Origin of the sequence: Nocardia nepalensis (assembly GCF_048910785.1) — a bacterium.
Classification (GTDB): Bacteria; Actinomycetota; Actinomycetes; order Mycobacteriales; family Mycobacteriaceae; genus Nocardia; species Nocardia nepalensis.
This window is the reverse complement of sequence record NZ_JBKBET010000040.1, coordinates 245,232-259,107: the sequence shown is the minus strand read 5'-3', so window position 1 is coordinate 259,107 and position 13,876 is coordinate 245,232. Positions and strand designations below refer to the sequence as shown.

Below are 13,876 nucleotides of genomic sequence, written 5' to 3'. Positions count from 1 at the left end.
GGGTGTTGGCGTTGTGGTGCCAGGACTGGGGGGCGGTGACTGCGGCGGCGGTGGCGCGGGTGCCCGCGACGCGGCCGGTGGCGGTGCTGTTCGGCAATAAGGTCGTGGAGTGTTCGGCTATTGCCAGGGCCGAGGGGGTGCGGCGCGGGCTGACCAAGCGGGAAGCGCAGTCGCGGTGTCCGAATGTATATGTCGCGCAGGCGGATCCGGATCGGGATGCGCGGCTGTTCGAGCCGGTGGTCGCTGCCATCGACGCGACGGTGCCGGGTGTGGAGGTGCTGCGTCCGGGGCTGCTCGTGCTCGGTGCGCGGGGTGCGGCACGGTATTTCGGCTCCGAGGCGGCGGCGGCCGAACGGCTCGTCGACGCGGCGGCCGCGGTGGGGGTGGAGGCGCAGATCGGCATTGCCGACGAATTGTCCACGGCGGTGATCGCGGCGCGTTTCGCCGCGATCGTGCCGACCGGCGAGGGGGCGCGGTTCCTGGCGCCGCTGCCGGTGCGTGAACTCGCCCTCGAACCCAGCCTGGCCGCACCGGAGCGCATCGATCTGGTGGATCTGTTGCACCGCTTGGGGTTACGGCGGATCGGTGATTTCGCGGCGCTGACCTCGATCGAGGTCACCTCGCGCTTCGGCGCCGATGCCGTGCTGGCGCACCGCTGCGCCAGGGCCGTGCCGGAGCGGCCGCCGTCCGCGCGCCGTCCACCGCCGGATCTGGCGGTGCAGTACCGCTGCGATCCACCGATCGATCGGGTCGATGCCGCCGCCTTCGCGGGCCGCATGCTCGCCACCCGGCTGCACGAGGCGCTGTCCAATGCCTCGATGGCCTGCACGCGGTTGTCGGTATCGGCGGAGACCGAGGCGGGCGAACGGCTTTCGCGCATCTGGCGGTGCGCCGAACCGCTGACCCCGGAGGGCACCGCGGATCGGGTGCGTTGGCAGCTGGACGGCTGGCTCACCCGAGGCGACCGTCCCACCGCACCGATCACGCTGCTGCGCCTGGAACCCGTCGAAGTCGTCGCGGCGGGCGCACTTCAGCTCGGCCTGTGGGGCGGCGTCGGTACGCAGGACGAGCGGGCCCGCCGCGCCCTGATCCGGGTGCAGGGCCTGCTCGGTGGCGAGGCGGTCCGGGTCGGCGTGCTCAGCGGCGGCCGCGGGCCCGCCGAACGCATCACCATGGTCGCGCTCGGCGACGAGCCGATTCCGGCCGCGGACCCGGCCCTGCCCTGGCCCGGCCGCCTGCCCCGCCCCGCGCCCGCGGTGATCCTGGTGAACCGCCCGGTGGTGTATCTGGAGGCCGCCGATGGAACCCCGGTGCAGGTCACCGACCGCGGCCTCTTCACCGCCGACCCGGCCCGGCTGCGCTGGGGCAGCAAGCAGTGGCAACTCGCGGGCTGGGCGGGTCCGTGGCCGGTGGACGAACACTGGTGGACTCCGGAATCCGACACCTTCTCCGCCGGAATCGCCGCTCGCATTCAGGTGCAGCTCGCCGGTGAACCGGCCGACGTCCGCGTTCTGCTGCTCATCTACAACGACCAGACTTGGCGCGCCGAGGGCCTCTACGACTGACGGCGTGACCACACCAACGCGAGCGTGAACGGATGTCCGCGCAGCTCGGCCCATTTCGGCTTCGCCGCGATCCATGCGTCATCCACCAGCGCCTCGGCCATCTCGGTGAGCACCCACCCGGCCGCCAGTGCCGCCGACACCTGCTCGCTGATCAAGTGCAGATGTGTACTGATCGCAACCGGTTCACCCGCCGCGGGCGTGTAGTGCGTCGGCATGCCGGTCACCATCATGAATTGCGGGTGGTAGCCGACCGTGACGCACGTGCCGCCGGGCGCGGCCAGCCGCCAGGCCTCGGCGTAGTAGGGCGTGAGGTCGTCCAAGTGTTCATCGATCAGCGAGGAGATCACCAAATCGTATGCGCCACCGGCCAATCCGGTGTCGCGGACGTCTGCCCGGGTGAGTGTGGTGTGCACCCCACGCTCGCGTGCTCGCGCGAGCATCCCCGCACTCACATCGACGCCATCGATCTGCCGAATTCCCCGCTCCCGCAACCAAGCTCCGGTCCGCCCGGTCCCGCAGCCGAGATCCGCGGCGCGCCGCATCCGACTCCAGTCCGGGCGATGCAGCCGATCCAGCAGCGCGAGATCCATCTCGTCCATGACCGTCTGCTCATACGTCGGCGCCCACCCGTCATATCCGGCGGCGACGTCAACGGTCCGATAGTTGCGGCGATCGAAGTCCGCGAAGGAGGGCATAGCCGCAGTATTGCCGTGCCGCACCGGCATCCGCCAGGCGATTTTCGGCGGGCACGCGATGTGGTGTTCGGTGATTGCGGAGCGGGTGGGGCCGGTGGGGTGGATGGGGAGTGATGCGCACGACAACTCCGGGGTGCGCGCATGGTGACGCCGGTAGCCTCGGAAATCGTGGATCTCACGGTGACCAGGGCTGCGTTCGACGGCGTGCGGATCGCCTATCGGGATTCCGCGGTCGGCGTTGGCGCGCCGGTCGTGCTGGTGCACGGCATGGGCGGGGACGGGCATACCTGGGATCGGTTCGCGCACACGTTGGTGCGGGCCGGACGGCGGGTCATCATTCCCGATCTGCGCGGGCACGGGCGTAGCGCGCACACCGAGTCGTATCTGTTCGCCGAATTCGGCGCGGACGTGCTGAACCTGTGTGACCGGCTCGGACTGGATTCGGTGGATCTGGTCGGGCATTCACTGGGCGGTTACGCGGTCTCGTGCGTGGCGCAGGAGCGGCCCGAGTTGGTGCGGCGGCTGGTCATCGAGGAGTGTCCGATGCCGCTGCGTTCGGGCGACGAAGAGGTGCGCCTGACCCGTCGCTTTCCGACGATTCCGGAACTCTGGCACGCCACCACCAGCCTGATCCGGCATCCGCGCGCGGTGCTGGCCTTCGATCGCTCGATGACGCGCACCGCGCTCGAACAGTTCCGCAAGCCGAATCCGGAGTGGTGGGACCGGCTCTCCGATATCACCGCGCCCACCCTGGTGCTGCGCGGCGGCCCCGGCGGCATGGTCGATCCGGAAAAACTGGCGACCCTGCGCACCACCATCCCGGACTGCACGGTGGCCGCCTTCACCTGCGGTCACAGCATCCACCGCGACCGCCACCGCGAATTCGAGGCCACCGTCCTGCCATTCCTCGCCGCGAACTGAGCTCATCCCACCCGCTGTGGCGCCTTGTCCGGCGTTCGGCCGTGCTGAAGCCCGACTTCCGCCGCCCTGCCGAGATCGGCGCTGCCCGTCGCCGCGAGCGCGGACATGACCTCGTCTTCGTCGGTGGCCGACCACTGCCGGATTCAGGACTGGTGCGGACGACGCCCGCACGCGGCGAGCCCTCGGGCGCGACCGGCGACTGCGCAGCACGGCCGGTGCGACCAGTAGCCCGAGAATTGGTGAATTCGCGGTGCGGGCCGCGTGCACGAGGCGGCGGATTCTAGAGTGAAGCGGTGTCCGCGCTAGACCGTCCGGTTCTGTTCTTCCCCGACGAGCAGTCGTTCCGCGACTGGCTCGTGGACAACCACGCCTCGGTGGACGGGGTTTGGTTGCGCTTCGCCAAGAAGGGCTCCGACCGCGTCTCGCTGAACCACGCGGGCGCGCTGCGGCAGGCGCTGTGCTTCGGCTGGATCGATGGGCAGGCGCGCGGCGAGGACGAGGAGTTCTGGCAGGTCGGCTTCACCCCGCGACGTAAGCGCAGCCCGTGGTCGCTGCGCAATATCGGGCTGGTCGCGGAGTTGATCGAACAGGGGCTGATGCATCCGGCCGGACAGGCCGAAATCGATCGGGCCAAGGCGGACGGCCGCTGGGATCTGGCCTACGGCGCCGATGCGGTGCCGTCGGAGTTTCTCGACGCGCTCGCGCGAAATCCCAAGGCCGAGGCCTTCTTCCGGACGCTGGGCAACCAGCAGCGGGCGGCCGTCGGTTATTTGCTCGCCGACGCCGTGAAACCCGAGACCAGGGCGCGGCGCATCGAGAAGTTCGTGCAGCGATTCGCCGACGGACAGACGTTGGATTGATGACCGGATTCGAAGGAATGCTCTGCTCGGCGGCGTCCGCCGTCGATGTGCCCTTGCCCGGCACGGCAACTCGGGTGACGGGGTGGTTGTGCGTCGAGCAGCCGGGCGCGTGGGGCCGGGATGTGATCGGTGACGAAGTGCTCGGCCAGGAGATCACGGCCGAACTCGCCGCCCGCGCATCCGCCGCAAAGGTCCGCCCGACGCTGATCCGGCGACCCGGCCGCAACGAATTCACCGGCACCCGAACGGTTTTGATCGCCAATTCGCGTGCGCAGGGCTTCTGGTGCGAACGCTTCGAGATCACCGACCTGAAGCAGCTGCTCGAGCTGGACCTGAACCTGTTGAACGGCCCGCCGCCGGGAATCGGTGCGCCCGTGCGTGATCCGTTGATCCTGGTGTGCGCGCACGGAAAGCGCGATCAATGCTGTGCGCTGTTCGGTCGTCCGATCGCGGCGAATCTGGCCGCGGACTATCCGGAGCAGGTCTGGGAGTGCTCGCACACCGGCGGCCATCGCTTCGCCCCCGCCATGGTGTTGCTGCCCACCGGCCTGACCTACGGCCGTGTCGATACCGCGGCCGCCATCGCGGCGGTCGAAGCCGCACGCCGCGGCACGGTCTCATTGGCCGGTCTGCGCGGTCGCAGCGGGCATGGGCCGGTCGAGCAGGTCGCCGAAGTCGCGGTCCGCGAACAGGTTTCGGCGGGCGTCGACGATCTCACCGTTGACCTCGAAACCGATTCCACCGCAACCGATCCCGTCGCCGCTGTGGTAGCTCATCGCGACGGCCGCCGCTGGCGAGTAACCACTCATACCGTCGGATTCCCGCCACGCCAGGCCAGTTGCGGTGCCGCCCCGAAGCCGGTCACCGCGGTCATAGCCGACCAGATCCAGCCCTTGACCACAGTCTGACCGCAGGATCCAGTACTCGGATCGGCGCTGTGGTCGAGTGCGCATGATATGCCCGCCAGGTCGATGGGTGCACCACGCTGGCTGAAGTGACACCGGCCGCGACGACTTTCCGCGCCGGGTCGACGATTTCGCCGAAACCTTGCGCGTGGGCACCTACCTCCGGCACCCCGACTCGTCCTGGGCCGAAACGACGAACGGGACATGGCTGCGGCCGTCATCGAGAACACCGCAGCCATGTCCGGTTCGCGGCGGCCTTCATCGCCCCCTGCGGGATGAAGGCCGCGGGCTCACCAATGGGTGCCGGGGACCCAGCGGGCGGCGCGGCGCAGTGCGGTGCCGGTAACCCGGCTGGCCGTCGACTGATGGCGCGGTTCGCGATGTGCGGCAGGAGATTCCGTCGGTTCGGCGCCCACCTGCTCGCCCTTGGCGGCGGGCGAGTCGGGCAGGGCGCGGTAGTAGCGGTGCAGGATGCGGTCGCGAATCTTCGGGGTGAGCAGCGCAGCGTATTCGGCGAAGGTGCCCAGCGGGACGTCGATGCGCTTGGGTCGCTCGGTCAGCGCGCGCACGATGGTGGCCGCCGCCCATTCGGGAGACGCCGACGGTCCCTGATCGCCGCTCGGGGCGATCATCGGAGTGCGCACCAGCGGCATGTGGATGGTGGTGAAAGTGACGCCGTCGGCCATGGTTTCGACCGCGGCGACCTCGGTGAACTTATCCAGCGCCGCCTTGCTCGCGAGGTAGGCGGAAAAGCGCGGAGTGGCCACCTGCACGCCCGCACTGCTGATATTGACGATGTGGCCGAATTTGCGCTCGCGCATCTGCGGCAGCAGCGCCAGCGTCAAGCGCAGCGCGCCGAAGTAATTGACCGCCATGGTGCGTTCGAAATCGTGCAGCCGGTCGGTGGAGCGGTGGATGGCGCGGCGGATGGAGCGGCCCGCATTGTTCACCAGCATGTCGACGTGGCCGTGCTCGTCCAGGATGGTCTTGACGGCGTGGTCGACGGATTCGGAATCGGTTACGTCACACTGGTATCCGTAGGCGGTGCCGCCTTCGGCCCGGATCTCCTCGACCACGGCCGCGAGTTCGTCGGCGCGCCGGGCGAGCAGGAAGACAATGGCGCCCTTATCCGCGACGGCCAGCGCGGCGGCCCGGCCGATGCCGGAGGATGCGCCGGTGATGAGCACATGCCGGCCCGTCAGGTCGCGGTTGCGGCGGTTGTGCCGGACCTGCTCGCGCGGGTCGGCATCGTCGGCGGAAGCTCGGGTCATCGCTGCTCCTTTGCAGGTCGAGTTCGCATGAACTTACTCTGAAGTAAGTTTACCCGCCAGGTGCGTTTCGTCACGCGGGGCGTTCGAATCGGGGCGCGCCGAGGTGTTCGAACCGGCCTCGAATCTATCGAACATATGTGCGATACTCTGCGCATGGCGGACGATCGGATGGCGGAAATCTTTGCCGCGGTGCGGCTCTCCGGCAGTGATCCGGAGGCGGCGCGGCGGATGCTGGCGGAACTGTGGGATGAGCTCGGCAGCGGCGGAGATCCGTTGCAGCGCTGCGTGATCGCGCATCACCTTGCCGATCTGCAATACACGGCCGAAGGTGCGCTGCGCTGGGATCAACGCGCGCTGGCCGCGGTATTCGGCCCCGGCGTTCCGCTCGACGAGGGGCTGCGCGGATTCCTACCCTCGCTCTATCTCAACCTCGCCGACAGTCATCGCCGCGTGGGCGACTTCGATGTGGCCTACATGCAGCTGACCATCGCGCGCGGCCACCTCGACGTCCTCGCCAACGACGCCTATGGCGCCGTGATCCGCTCCAGTCTGGACAAGGTCGAGGCCGCGTTGGCCGAGAAATCGACGGAGCCGCTCCCGGTCAAGACCTGATTCGGCGGGTACCCGCACCTCCTCCATGGTTCGAATGTATGTTCGACTATGCGAGGAGGTGATGTGTCATGGGTTGGGGCAACGGCCCGCCGACCTGGGCGGAGATGGAGCGGGTGCTGTCCGGGCGACCCGGCCGGACGAATCCGGATGCGATGTATCCGGGCGACGACGGCGGCGGTCCGATGTCGCGCAGGCGCGGGGAGTATCGGGCCGAGCCGGTCGAACCGGCTGGTGGGCCCGTGGTGCCGTACGCGGAGTTGCACGCGCATTCGGCCTACAGCTTCCTCGACGGTGCCAGTCAGCCGGAGGAGTTGGTGGAGGAGGCGGTGCGGCTCGGGCTGGAGGCGATCGCGCTCACCGATCACGACGGCTTCTACGGGACCGTGCGCTTCGCCGAGGCGGCCAGGGAATGGGGCATGCCGACGATCTTCGGATCCGAATTGTCGCTCGGCACCGCGGAAGGCGCACCGCGACTCGGGAATTCGCTCGGGCATGCGGGTGCACCCGATTCGGCGCCGCGCACCGGCTCGCCGGATCCCGCCGGTCCGCATCTGCTGGTACTCGCCCGCGGTCAAGAGGGCTACCGACGACTCTCCCGCGAGATCGCGGCCGCGCATATGGCCGCGGGGGAGAAGGGCATTCTCCGCTACGACCTGGACGCGCTCACCGCGGCGGCGGACGGGCACTGGCACATCCTGACCGGATGCCGCAAGGGGCATGTGCGCCAAGCCCTCGACCACGACCTGCAGGCTGGGGACACCCGTCTGGTGCGGGCGGAGGCCGCCCTGCGCGACCTGACCGAGCGCTTCGGCGCCGACCGGGTGAGCGTGGAACTCACCCATCACGGCATTCCGGAGGACGACGAACGCAACGCCCACCTCATCGCACTGGCGAACCGTCTCGATCTACCGGTTCTCGCCACCACCGGAGCGCATTTCGCCGCACCCGCCCAGCGCCGCCGCGCCATGGCGCTCGCGGCGATCCGGGCGCGCCAGAGTCTGGACGATATCGCGGGCTGGCTGGCGCCGACCGGTGGCGCGCATCTGCGCTCCGGTGCGGAGATGGCGCAATTGTTCGCCACCTGCCCGCAGGCGGTGGCGAATGCGGTGACGCTCGCTCGCGAATGCGCCTTCGATCTGAAATTGATAGCGCCGAAACTGCCGCCGTTCGACGTGCCCGACGGCCATGACGAGGCATCGTGGCTGCGTGAACTCACCCTCGCGGGCGCGGCTCGACGCTACGGCCCGCCGGAGCGAAACCCCAAGGCGTATCGGCAGATCGAGCACGAACTCGCGATCATCGACGAGATGGAGTTTCCCGGCTACTTCCTGGTGGTGCACGACATCGTCAGCTTCTGCAAGGACAATGACATCCTGTGCCAGGGCCGGGGTTCGGCGGCCAATTCGGCCGTCTGCTACGCGATCGGCATCACCAATGTCGACCCGGTCGCCGCCGAGTTGCTGTTCGAACGATTCCTCGCCCCGGAACGAGACGGCCCGCCCGATATCGACGTCGATATCGAATCCGATCGCCGCGAAGAGGCGATCCAGCACGTCTACACCAAATATGGCCGCGAATATGCCGCTCAGGTGGCCAATGTGATCACCTATCGCGGCAAGTCCGCGGTTCGCGATGCCGCACGCGCACTGGGCTTTTCGCCGGGACAGCAGGATGCCTGGAGTAAGCAGGTGAGCCGCTGGACCGGAGTAGGCGCCGAGACCGGCACCGATATCCCCGCCGAAGTGCTGGAGTTGGCCACCGAAATCGAGGGCCTGCCAAGGCATCTCGGCATCCACTCCGGCGGCATGGTGATCTGTGACCGGCCCATCGCCGATGTCTGCCCGGTCGAGTGGGCGCGCATGCCCGGTCGCAGCGTGCTGCAGTGGGATAAAGACGATTGCGCCGCAATTGAACTGGTGAAGTTCGACCTGCTCGGCCTCGGCATGCTCTCCGCGCTGCACTACATGATCGATATGGTGCGTGAGCACAAGGGCGAAACCGTTGAACTGCACAAGCTGGATCTGAAGGAAGCCGCCGTCTACGAAATGCTTTCGCGTGCCGATTCGGTGGGGGTGTTCCAGGTGGAGTCGCGGGCGCAGATGGCCACGCTACCCCGGCTGAAGCCGCGGGAATTCTACGACCTGGTGGTGGAGGTGGCGCTGATCCGCCCCGGTCCGATCCAGGGTGGTTCGGTGCACCCCTACATTCGCCGCCGCAATGGCCGCGAGAAGGTGCGCTATGACCATCCGGCGCTGGAGAATTCGCTGAAACGCACCCTCGGCGTGCCGCTGTTCCAGGAACAACTCATGCAGATGGCCATCGATGTCGCCGGTTTCACCGCCGCCGAGGCCGATCAACTGCGTCGCGCCATGGGTTCCAAACGCTCCCCGGAACGCATGGAACGCCTCAAGGGCAGGCTCTATCAGGGCATGCGCGACCTGCACGGCATCAGCGGCGAAGTCGCCGACCGCATCTACGAGAAGCTCTATGCCTTCGCGAATTTCGGCTTCCCGGAAAGTCATTCGCAGAGCTTCGCCTCGATCGTGTTCTATTCGGCCTGGTTCAAACTGCACCATCCGGCGGCCTTCTGCGCCGGGCTGCTGCGCGCCCAGCCGATGGGTTTCTACTCACCGCAGTCGCTGGTCGCCGACGCTCGCAGGCACGGCGTCCTGGTGCACGGCCCCGATATCAACGCCAGTCGCGCCGAACCCACCCTCGAAAACCACGGTGCCGAGGTGCGTCTCGGCCTTGCGACGATCCGCCACATCGGCGCCGACCTCGCCGAACGCATTGTCGTCGCCCGCTCGGCCGGTCCCTACACCTCGTTTGTCGACTTGACCGGACGCGTGGAACTCACCATCGCCCAGGCCGAATCCCTCGCCACCGCAGGCGCTTTGGGCTGTCTCGGCAGCACCCGGCGCGAGGCGCTGTGGGCGGCGGGCGCGGCTGTGGGCGAACGCCCCGACCGGCTCCCCGGCACCGGTGCCGCAACCGCCGCCCCCGCCCTGCCGGGTATGAGCGAATTCGAATTGGCCGCCGCCGACGTCTGGGCCACCGGCGTCTCGCCGGGCAGCTATCCCACCGAATTCCTACGCCCCCAACTGGATGCGCTCGGCGTCATCCCGGCCGCCGGGCTGCTCGACGTACCCGACGGTTCCCGCGTGCTGGTCGGCGGCGCCGTCACGCACCGTCAACGCCCCGGTACCGCCGCCGGTGTCACCTTCCTCAACCTGGAGGACGAAACCGGCATGGTGAACATCGTCTGCTCGGTGGGCCTGTGGACTCGCTACCGCCGCCTGGCCCAGAGCGCCCCCGCCCTGCTCATTCGCGGCCGGGTCCAGAACGCCGAGGGCGCGGTCAGCGTCGTCGCCGAGTATCTGCAGCGCATGGACCTGCGCGTCGATTCGAAGTCCCGCGACTTCCGTTGAGCCTTTAGAACATTCCGTTCGCATTGGCGGCCTGCTCGGGGACCGGCTGGATGACATCCCAGTGTTCGACCAGCTTTCCGTCGTCGAGGCGGAAGATATCCATGATCGCCAGTCCGCGGTCGCCGGGTTCGCGCACGCCGTGTACGTGGGCGACAACGTAATCACCCTCGGCCACAATGCGTTTCACTTCGGCGCGGAGGTTCGGTGCACCTTCCTTCAGTCTGGTGAGCCGGGCGAGCAGTCCGTCGAACCCATCGGCGATTTCCGGATTGTGCTGGATGTAATGCGCATCGAAGAACTCGGCGGCGGCCTCGAAATCCTTGGCGTTGAAGGCGGCCTCGTAGAACGCGAGGACGGTCCGCTTATTCGATTCGAGCTTCGGGTCGATGGAAGTGCTGGTCATGAGCATGATCTCCGATCTTTCGAGCGACCTGTGAGTAGTCGCCAGATAACTGAACAGCTGTAGCGCTACAACTGTAGCGCTACGCACGTCCGGGTACAATCCTTTGATGCGGTCCGATGCGACGACCCGGCGCGGTCGCAACCCACGCGGCCACGGCGGCCGACTCCGTGAGGAGATCGTCGACGCCGCGATCCGACTGCTGGATGAACTCGGCGATGATCAGGCCCTGTCCATGCGTGCGGTCGCTCGCGAAATCGGCAGTGCCGCAACGTCGGTCTACCTGCACTTCGCCGATCGAGACGCGCTGGTACTGGCCGCGCTCGAGCGCTATCACGGCGATCTGGTGCGCGCGATCGATGACGCGCAGGCCGCCGTCGACGATCCCGTCGACAAACTGCGCGCCCGCATCCGCGTCCTCGGCGACTGGGCCTATCGGCATCCGGGCATGTACAAGGTGCTGCACGAGAGCACCCTCAATCAGCGCGTGGCCATGCCGTTCAAGGGGGAACTGACCGAACGCACGGCAGCCGCGATCCGGCGTTGCATGGATGCCGGTCTCGCTCCCGCCGACGACCCGGTCTCGGTCATGCTGGACCTGCGCGCCGCGGTGCACGGCGCGGTATCGATGCGGCTCAACGAACCGGGCCAGTCCTGGCCATCGCTCGACGATCAGATCGAGCGATTCCTCGTCAAACTGGTCGGTATCCATGGGGGCGGCCCGAATCGAGCTTCGTGACCGAATTCACCGCAGCGGCTAACCTGCGTCCATGCGGAAGCTTGCTGTGCTGGTGATCGCCCTGCTGGGTTTGACGTTGCTGGTCGGCTGCGGTGACGACAACGCCGACAAAGCCGATTCGGATCGGTCGAGCATGGCGACCGTCGCGCCGATGGCGCCACCACCGAGCCTGCGCGAGGGCTCCCCGACAAAGGGTGACACCGTCGAGACGCGCAAGGAGGTCATCACCGGCAGCGTCGACATCACCGCGGGGGATCCGATCAAGGCGGCCGGTCAGGTGACCGATCGGGTGCGCGAGGTCGGCGGCCGGGTCGACAGCCGCACCGAGCAGCCGGGCACCGACGACACCGATCCGCAGGCCACGCTCACCGTGCGGGTGCCCGCGGATAAGACGGACAAATTCATCGACGGCCTCGGCAGCCTCGGCCGGGTCACCCGGATCAGCACCAACCGCGATGACGTCACCATGCAGTGGGAGGACCTCGACGCCAGGATCAAGGCCCTGCAGGCCTCGGTCGACCGGTTGCGGACCCTCATCGCCGGGGCGACCAACACCGCGGATCTCATCACCGCCGAACAGGCGCTGTCGAGCCGTCAGGGTGAACTCGACAGCCTCACCGCACAGAAGCGCCGCCTCGACGACCAGGTCGCGTTGTCCACGCTCACCATCGACATCACCACCGAGGACAAGAAGTCCGATGAGGGCCCGACCAATTTCTGGGACGGTATCGTCTCCGGCTGGCACTCGCTGGTGGATTGGCTGAAGGACGCGGTGGTGTTCACCGGCAAGGCGATTCCGTGGCTCGGGTTCGTCGTGGTGATCGGCGCGGTGGTGTGGGGCTTGGTGCGGGTCGTGCGGGGCGGTCGCAAGGGCGGGGCCGGTCCGGAAGAATCGGACTCGGGCAAGTCCGAGACCTCCGCGGCGGTGGTCGGTGCTGGGACCGAGGCGGGTGCGGGAACTGGTGCTGAGACCGCGAAAGGCGCTGGAACGACAGGAGATACAGGTGCCGACGGTGCGCGCGACGATCAAACCGAATAGCCGTAAGGGCCCGCTCGTGGAAACTCTCGACGACGGCACCCTGCAGTTGTACGTTCGCGCGCCCGCCGTAGAAGGCAAGGCCAACAAGGCCGCCATCGAACTCCTCGCCGACCACTACGGCGTCCCCAAATCCGCCGTCCGCCTCGCCGCGGGCGCAACCTCCCGCTTCAAGCGCTTCGAAGTCGACCTCTGAAACCTGCATCCGCGCAGGAGGTTTCGGAGTTGAGGACTAAACAGCGCCTGGAAAGCCGAACTGGCGCCACGCCTCGTACACGGTGACGGCGGCGGCATTGGAAAGATTCATCGAGCGACGGCCGGGCAGCATCGGAATGCGCAATTGGTCGGTGACGTGCGGATCGTCGAGCACCTCCGCCGGTAGTCCGGTCGGTTCGGTGCCGAACAGCAGCACATCACCTTCGCGATACTCCACATCCGTATACCGCCTGGTCGCCTGCGTCGTGAACGCGAACACCCGCTCGGGCCGCACCGCATCCCACGCCGCCGCGAGATTCTTGTGCACCGTCACCGAAGCCAGATCGTGGTAATCCAGCCCCGCCCGCCGCAACTTCGCTTCCGAAAGATCGAACCCCAATGGCTCGACCAAATGCAGCTCACACCCCGTCCCGGCGACCAGGCGAATCGCATTGCCGGTATTCCCCGGGATGGCTGGCTCGTGAAACATCAATCGGAACACAACGCACCAGCTTGTCATGACGCCAACCGAGCGGACATCGCACCCGCGTAGGTCGGGCTAGCCGGGAACGGTGTCGGGCAGGCCTTGTCCGGCGGTCACGAGTTTCAGTTCGTCGACGGATTCTCGGATGAGTTGCGACAGGGTGTGCGCGCCATTGGCTTCGACCCAGCGTTCGAAGGCGATCTTGAATACGGCGATCCCGGCCTCGGCGGCCAGGCTCGCTGTCGGGTCCGCGACGCCGCGCTCGCGTAGGGCCTCGGCCGAGGCGGCGGCGAGTGCCGCCAGTTTGATCAGCTCGCGCTCTTGAAGTTCCGGGGTGGCGGCGATGACGGCCTGGCGCTGCCGGGCGAACTCGCGGCGCTGCTCGAATATGGCATCGGCGACCTCGGTGAGCGCCGTGGCGATTGCCGCCATGGGTGGTGCCGAAGCGGGCGCGTCGCGGACCTTGCTCACCAGGAGTTCCTGCAGCGCACTCGCGCCCGCGAACAGCACCTCGCGCTTGTCGGCGAAGTGCCGGAAGAACGTTCGCTCGGTGAGCCCCGCGCGCTTGGTGATCTGCGCGACGGTGGTGCTTTCGAACCCGTTCTCGCCGTAGAGCTCCAGAGCCGATTGTTCGAGGCGGCCGCGCGCATTGGGCTCCCATCGACTCATGCCCCGATCTTATCTGATGACAGTTGCTGTCATCAGATGGTACGTTGATGTCAGTCACTGTCATCACTGCCTTCGCTCAACGTCAGAAGGCGCGAA

The 13,876-nt window shown here is 67.7% G+C and carries 14 protein-coding genes; 9 read left to right on the top strand and 5 right to left on the bottom strand.

The window, feature by feature from the left end; all coding sequences use genetic code 11:
• Positions 1–2 precede the first annotated feature (2 nt).
• A complete protein-coding gene (locus tag ACHQ4I_RS38610) occupies positions 3–1,565 on the top strand; it encodes a DNA polymerase Y family protein (protein WP_420776873.1) in 1,563 nt (520 codons plus the stop codon).
• Here the strand turns inward: ACHQ4I_RS38610 and ACHQ4I_RS38605 are convergent.
• Complete coding sequence (locus ACHQ4I_RS38605; RefSeq protein ID WP_420776872.1) at positions 1,556–2,260, bottom strand: class I SAM-dependent DNA methyltransferase; 705 nt, start codon at positions 2,258–2,260, stop codon at positions 1,556–1,558. The two genes, ACHQ4I_RS38610 and ACHQ4I_RS38605, sit on opposite strands and share 10 nt — an antisense overlap.
• 141 nt (positions 2,261–2,401) lie before the next feature.
• Between ACHQ4I_RS38605 and ACHQ4I_RS38600 the strand changes: the two genes are divergently transcribed.
• The 3 genes from ACHQ4I_RS38600 (at position 2,402) to ACHQ4I_RS38590 (ending at position 4,949) form a co-directional block, all read left to right on the top strand.
• Positions 2,402–3,181, top strand: coding sequence for an alpha/beta fold hydrolase (locus ACHQ4I_RS38600; RefSeq protein ID WP_420776871.1), 780 nt, complete (start codon positions 2,402–2,404; stop codon positions 3,179–3,181).
• A gap of 293 nt (positions 3,182–3,474) precedes the next feature.
• Complete coding sequence (locus ACHQ4I_RS38595) at positions 3,475–4,041, top strand: YdeI/OmpD-associated family protein (RefSeq protein ID WP_420776870.1); 567 nt, start codon at positions 3,475–3,477, stop codon at positions 4,039–4,041.
• Positions 4,041–4,949 (top strand): sucrase ferredoxin, encoded by a 909-nt coding sequence (locus ACHQ4I_RS38590; protein ID WP_420776869.1) that lies wholly within the window; start codon positions 4,041–4,043, stop codon positions 4,947–4,949. Before ACHQ4I_RS38595 ends, ACHQ4I_RS38590 begins: the two co-directional genes overlap by 1 nt.
• Before the next feature lie 287 nt (positions 4,950–5,236).
• Here ACHQ4I_RS38590 and ACHQ4I_RS38585 read toward each other — a convergent pair whose 3' ends face one another.
• Positions 5,237–6,217 carry an SDR family NAD(P)-dependent oxidoreductase gene (locus ACHQ4I_RS38585; RefSeq protein WP_420776868.1) on the bottom strand — a complete coding sequence of 327 codons (981 nt, stop codon included), beginning with the start codon at positions 6,215–6,217 and terminating at the stop codon, positions 5,237–5,239.
• A 153-nt stretch (positions 6,218–6,370) separates the two neighbouring features.
• On the opposite strand from ACHQ4I_RS38585, the gene ACHQ4I_RS38580 reads away from it, so the two are divergent.
• Both ACHQ4I_RS38580 and ACHQ4I_RS38575 read left to right on the top strand, forming a co-directional pair.
• Positions 6,371–6,829 carry a hypothetical protein gene (locus ACHQ4I_RS38580; protein WP_420776867.1) on the top strand — a complete coding sequence of 153 codons (459 nt, stop codon included), beginning with the start codon at positions 6,371–6,373 and terminating at the stop codon, positions 6,827–6,829.
• Between the two features lie 68 nt (positions 6,830–6,897).
• Positions 6,898–10,257 (top strand): error-prone DNA polymerase, encoded by a 3,360-nt coding sequence (locus tag ACHQ4I_RS38575; protein ID WP_420776866.1) that lies wholly within the window; start codon positions 6,898–6,900, stop codon positions 10,255–10,257.
• 4 nt (positions 10,258–10,261) lie between these two features.
• Here ACHQ4I_RS38575 and ACHQ4I_RS38570 read toward each other — a convergent pair whose 3' ends face one another.
• Complete coding sequence (locus tag ACHQ4I_RS38570) at positions 10,262–10,660, bottom strand: nuclear transport factor 2 family protein (protein WP_420776865.1); 399 nt, start codon at positions 10,658–10,660, stop codon at positions 10,262–10,264.
• A 106-nt stretch (positions 10,661–10,766) separates the two neighbouring features.
• On the opposite strand from ACHQ4I_RS38570, the gene ACHQ4I_RS38565 reads away from it, so the two are divergent.
• Genes ACHQ4I_RS38565 through ACHQ4I_RS38555 form a run of 3 tightly spaced genes read left to right on the top strand, consistent with a single transcriptional unit; the run spans position 10,767 to position 12,628 of the window.
• Positions 10,767–11,396: a TetR/AcrR family transcriptional regulator gene (locus ACHQ4I_RS38565; protein ID WP_420776864.1), complete on the top strand. Its 630-nt coding sequence runs from the start codon at positions 10,767–10,769 to the stop codon at positions 11,394–11,396.
• A gap of 31 nt (positions 11,397–11,427) precedes the next feature.
• A complete protein-coding gene (locus tag ACHQ4I_RS38560; protein ID WP_420776863.1) occupies positions 11,428–12,435 on the top strand; it encodes a DUF4349 domain-containing protein in 1,008 nt (335 codons plus the stop codon).
• Positions 12,401–12,628, top strand: a complete 228-nt coding sequence (locus ACHQ4I_RS38555; protein ID WP_420776862.1) for a DUF167 domain-containing protein — start codon at positions 12,401–12,403, stop codon at positions 12,626–12,628. Before ACHQ4I_RS38560 ends, ACHQ4I_RS38555 begins: the two co-directional genes overlap by 35 nt.
• 36 nt (positions 12,629–12,664) lie before the next feature.
• Here the strand turns inward: ACHQ4I_RS38555 and ACHQ4I_RS38550 are convergent, their stop codons facing one another.
• Both ACHQ4I_RS38550 and ACHQ4I_RS38545 read right to left on the bottom strand, forming a co-directional pair.
• A complete protein-coding gene (locus tag ACHQ4I_RS38550) occupies positions 12,665–13,129 on the bottom strand; it encodes a tRNA (cytidine(34)-2'-O)-methyltransferase (RefSeq protein WP_420776861.1) in 465 nt (154 codons plus the stop codon).
• Positions 13,130–13,186: 57 nt separating this feature from the next.
• Complete coding sequence (locus tag ACHQ4I_RS38545) at positions 13,187–13,780, bottom strand: TetR/AcrR family transcriptional regulator (RefSeq protein ID WP_420776860.1); 594 nt, start codon at positions 13,778–13,780, stop codon at positions 13,187–13,189.
• Positions 13,781–13,876 lie beyond the last annotated feature (96 nt).

Coding starts and splice junctions, on each gene's coding strand:
- ACHQ4I_RS38605 (WP_420776872.1), bottom strand. CDS start 2,260: ATGCCCTCCTTCGCGGACTTCGATCGCCGCAACTATCGGACCGTTGAC.
- ACHQ4I_RS38600 (WP_420776871.1), top strand. CDS start 2,402: ATGGTGACGCCGGTAGCCTCGGAAATCGTGGATCTCACGGTGACCAGG.
- ACHQ4I_RS38590 (WP_420776869.1), top strand. CDS start 4,041: ATGACCGGATTCGAAGGAATGCTCTGCTCGGCGGCGTCCGCCGTCGAT.
- ACHQ4I_RS38585 (WP_420776868.1), bottom strand. CDS start 6,217: ATGACCCGAGCTTCCGCCGACGATGCCGACCCGCGCGAGCAGGTCCGG.
- ACHQ4I_RS38580 (WP_420776867.1), top strand. CDS start 6,371: ATGGCGGACGATCGGATGGCGGAAATCTTTGCCGCGGTGCGGCTCTCC.
- ACHQ4I_RS38575 (WP_420776866.1), top strand. CDS start 6,898: ATGGGTTGGGGCAACGGCCCGCCGACCTGGGCGGAGATGGAGCGGGTG.
- ACHQ4I_RS38570 (WP_420776865.1), bottom strand. CDS start 10,660: ATGACCAGCACTTCCATCGACCCGAAGCTCGAATCGAATAAGCGGACC.
- ACHQ4I_RS38565 (WP_420776864.1), top strand. CDS start 10,767: ATGCGGTCCGATGCGACGACCCGGCGCGGTCGCAACCCACGCGGCCAC.
- ACHQ4I_RS38560 (WP_420776863.1), top strand. CDS start 11,428: ATGCGGAAGCTTGCTGTGCTGGTGATCGCCCTGCTGGGTTTGACGTTG.
- ACHQ4I_RS38545 (WP_420776860.1), bottom strand. CDS start 13,780: ATGAGTCGATGGGAGCCCAATGCGCGCGGCCGCCTCGAACAATCGGCT.